We start from the raw sequence: 3,891 nt of genomic DNA, 5'->3' as shown, positions 1-3,891 counted from the left end.
CGCGGCGCGCCCGGGCTCCCCGCGGCGCGCGCGCGCCCCCCCGCCCCGCCGACCGAGTCGGCGCCGACTTGCAGCGCCCCGGAGGCGAACCGAGCCCCCAAAAAAAGAAGGCAGACTGGGGTCATGAGTGACCACCGCACCGTGCTCCTGCGCCGTGGAGAAGTCCACAGCCCCGCCGATCCCTTCGCCACCGCGATGCTCGTCGAGCGAGGGCACGTCTCCTGGGTCGGGTCCGAGGGTGCCGCCGACTCGTTCGTCGCCGGGGCGGACGAGGTGGTCGATCTGGACGGCGCGCTCGTCACGCCCGCGTTCACCGACGCCCATGTGCACGCCACGGCGACCGGGCTCGCCCTCATGGGGCTCGATCTGTTCGGTGCGGGCAGTCTGGGGGAGGCGCTCGCGCTCGTGCGGGCGCACGGCGCGGCGCGGTCGGACGAGCGGATTCTGCTCGGGCACGGTTGGGACGCCGAGCGCTGGCCGGAGCGGCGGGCGCCCACGCGGGCCGAGTTGGACGAGGCGGCCGGCGGGCGGGCGCTGTATCTGCCGCGGGTCGATGTGCATTCGGCCGTGGTGACGACGGCTCTGCTCGATCTGGTTCCCGGGGTGGCCTCGCTGGCCGGCTACCGCCCCGACGGGCCGCTGACGGGCGCCGCGCACCATGCCGTACGCGAGGCCGCCCATGGGGCCGTCAGCGCCCTTCAGCGCACCGAGGCGCAGCGCGCCGCCCGTTCGCGGGCCGCTTCGCTCGGGATCGGGACGCTGCACGAGTGCGGGGGGCCGGAGATCTCCGACGAGGAGGACTTCACGGCGCTGCTGGCGCTCGCCAGGGACGAGGCGGGGCCGCGGGTGCACGGCTACTGGGCGGAGCCGGTCGGCGACGAGAAGGACGCCCGGCGGATCCGGGAGCTGGGGGCGGCGGGGGCCGCGGGCGATCTGTTCGTGGACGGTTCGCTCGGCTCGCACACCGCGGCGCTGTGCGAGCCGTACGCGGACGCCGCCCACTCCGGTTCCGCGCATCTCGACGCGGACGCGGTCGCCGCACATGTCGCCGCCTGCACCGAGGCCGGGCTCCAGGCCGGTTTCCACGCCATCGGCGACGCGGCGCTCGGGACGGTCGTGGCGGGGATGCGGGCCGCCGCGGAGCGGCTCGGCCAGGCGCGGATCCGGGCGGCCCGGCACCGGGTCGAGCACGCCGAGATGCTCACCCCCGAGACGGTCGCGGCCTTCGCGGAGCTGGGGCTCACCGCTTCCGTGCAGCCCGCTTTCGACGCGGTCTGGGGCGGCGACGAGGGCATGTACGCGCGCCGGCTGGGCGTCGAGCGGGCCCGTACGCTCAATCCGTTCGCGGCGCTGCTGCGCGCCGGGGTGCCGCTGGCGCTCGGCTCCGACAGCCCGGTCACCCCGCTCGACCCGTGGGGGACCGTACGGGCCGCCGCCTTCCACCGCACCCCCGGGCACCGGATCTCCGTACGGGCCGCGTTCACGGCGCACACCCGGGGCGGCTGGCGGGCGGTCGGCAGGGACGACGCGGGGACGCTGGTGCCGGGAGCCCCCGCCGACTACGCGCTCTGGCGCACCGAGGAGCTGGTGGTGCAGGCGCCCGACGACCGGGTGGCGCGCTGGTCGACGGACCCGCGCTCGGGGACGCCCGGCCTGCCGGATCTCACGCCGGGGCGCCCGCTGCCCGTATGCCTGCGGACCGTGGTCGGCGGGCGGACCGTGTTCGTGAGCCCGAACGAGTGACGTACGGACATTTCGTACCGCCGACCGATGCTTACCGGCCTCCGCCGCGACCTGCGGGTCTTCGCCCCTGACCTGGTGTTTCAGGTGAACCGTGCTGGTCAAGGGGGTATTGACAGTGAGCCGCCACCGGCGGGTAGGTTCGGCCGGGTCCACCACAGGACGTCCGTCCGGCAACCTCCTCGAACGTCGTCGAACGCCGCTGGGCCATGGGGCGGTGTGCCGCACCGGCGCACCACCACTGGGAGCCAGGTCCAGCGCCCGCGTCTCGGGGGCGAGGGAAGGTGCCCGCCGGTCGGCAGGTGCGACCCGGACGGGGCCCCGGCGTTCAGTAGACAACGGCTTTCGGTCGATCCGCAGCCAGCGGGTCCCAGGTCGGCCCGAAGGACGCCGGGTCCCGGTCCGCAGCACGTGCCCCGTGCGGGCCCCGGACGGGCGGTTCCTTCCGTCATCTCCGGACATCACCGGCCAACTCGTCCGACACCGGGCGGCCGTCGTGCTCGCAGGCCCCTGTCCGCTCGCTAAGCTGTGGCGTCTGCGTACGGCGATGAAGGGGCAGCAGTGAACGACGGTGGCCAGAGGCGGTACGGCCCGCTCGGTACAGCCTTGGTGATCATCCCGACCTTCAACGAGGCCGAGAACATCACGCCCATCGTCTCCCGCGTGCGCGCCGCGGTTCCGGCGGCCGACATCCTCATCGCCGACGACAACAGCCCCGACGGCACCGGGAAGATCGCCGACGAGCTGGCCGCGGCGGACAGCCAGGTCAAGGTGTTGCACCGCAGGGGCAAGGAAGGGCTCGGCGCCGCCTATCTGGCCGGATTCCGCTGGGGCATGGAGCACGGGTACGGGGTCCTCGTCGAGATGGACGCCGACGGCTCGCACCAGCCCGAGGAGCTGCCCCGGCTGCTCACCGCGCTCAAGGGCGCCGATCTCGTGCTCGGCTCGCGGTGGGTGCCGGGCGGACGGGTCGTCAACTGGCCCAGGACCCGGCAGATGATCTCCCGGGGCGGCAGCACCTACTCACGGGTCCTGCTCGGTGTCCCGTTCCGTGATGTCACCGGCGGCTACCGGGCCTTCCGCAGGGAGACCCTGGAGGGGATCGGTCTGGACGACGTCTCCTCCCAGGGCTACTGCTTCCAGGTCGATCTGGCCCGCCGGGCGGCCGAGGCCGGATGCCATGTGGTCGAGGTGCCCATCACCTTCGTCGAGCGCGAACTGGGCGACTCCAAGATGAGCAAGGACATCCTGGTCGAGGCGCTCTGGCGGGTGACCGCCTGGGGCGTGGAGTCGCGGGCGAACCGGCTGCTGGGCCGCAAACCGGGCGGAACCTCCGGTCCCGCGACCTGATCGGACCCTCACCGCGGCGCTCATGATCGTCACGGGCCGCCCCGGACGCCGTAACGGCGCGCGTCCAGGCACACTGGAACCATGACGACCGCGCAATCGCCCCGGCCCGTTCCCAAGCGCTCACGCGCCCGCACCCTCATTCCCCTCGCCGTAGCCGTCTGGCTGGTGCTGGAGATCTGGCTGCTGACCGTGGTGGCCGAGACCGCCGGCGGCTTCGCCGTCCTGCTGCTCCTGGTGGGCGGGGCCGTGCTCGGCGCCGTGGTGATGAAGAGCGCGGGGCGCCGCGCGTTCCAGAACCTGACCGCGACCGTTCAGCGGCAGCAGAACCCCGGCGCCGCCCCGCCCGAGGCGCCCACGGGTTCCACGGGCAACGGCTTCCTCATGCTCGGCGGTCTGCTGATCATGATCCCGGGGCTGATCACCGACGTACTGGGCCTGCTGTTGCTCGTGCCACCGGTGAGAACCGCGCTCGGCCGGTACGCGGAGCGGTCGCTGGAGCGCCGGATGCGCGCGGCGGGTCCCGGCACCCTCGGTGACGCGTTCCAGCAGGCCAGGATGGGTCGGCCGGACGGAAAGGTGGTCCAGGGAGAGGTCATCAAGGAGGACGAGGGCCCGTCCGCGCGACGCCCCGACGACGAGGGCCCCCGTCCGCCGCTGACCCCCTGACCGTACGCCCCCTCGCGCACAACGCCGCGGGGGCGCGGCCCGCGGGGGCGGGGGGGGGGGGCCCGCCGGCGCCGCGGGGGGGCGCCGGGGCAGGCGCGGGGGGGGCCGGGGGAGCCGCGCCCGGGGGGCGGGGCC

General features: G+C 74.6%; 3 protein-coding genes. All 3 read left to right on the top strand.

Going from position 1 to position 3,891, the window contains the following annotated elements; translation table 11 throughout:
* The first annotated feature begins 123 nt into the window (after positions 1–123).
* The 3 genes from ACFXPK_RS32650 to fxsA all read left to right on the top strand — a co-directional run bounded on the left by ACFXPK_RS32650 (position 124) and on the right by fxsA (position 3,756).
* On the top strand, positions 124–1,743 hold the full coding sequence (locus ACFXPK_RS32650; protein ID WP_385080774.1) for an amidohydrolase: 1,620 nt from the start codon (positions 124–126) through the stop codon (positions 1,741–1,743).
* A gap of 558 nt (positions 1,744–2,301) precedes the next feature.
* Entirely contained in the window at positions 2,302–3,090 is a 789-nt protein-coding gene (locus ACFXPK_RS32645) for a polyprenol monophosphomannose synthase (RefSeq protein WP_385080772.1), read from the top strand.
* 81 nt (positions 3,091–3,171) lie between these two features.
* On the top strand, positions 3,172–3,756 hold the full coding sequence (fxsA, locus tag ACFXPK_RS32640) for an FxsA family membrane protein (protein ID WP_385007622.1): 585 nt from the start codon (positions 3,172–3,174) through the stop codon (positions 3,754–3,756).
* The last annotated feature ends 135 nt before the right edge of the window (positions 3,757–3,891 follow it).

It is taken from the genome of Streptomyces sp. NPDC059142 (assembly GCF_042755665.1).
Taxonomy (GTDB): Bacteria; Actinomycetota; Actinomycetes; order Streptomycetales; family Streptomycetaceae; genus Streptomyces.
Note: the sequence above shows the minus strand (reverse complement) of the source record. Positions and strands in the feature narration are given on the sequence as shown.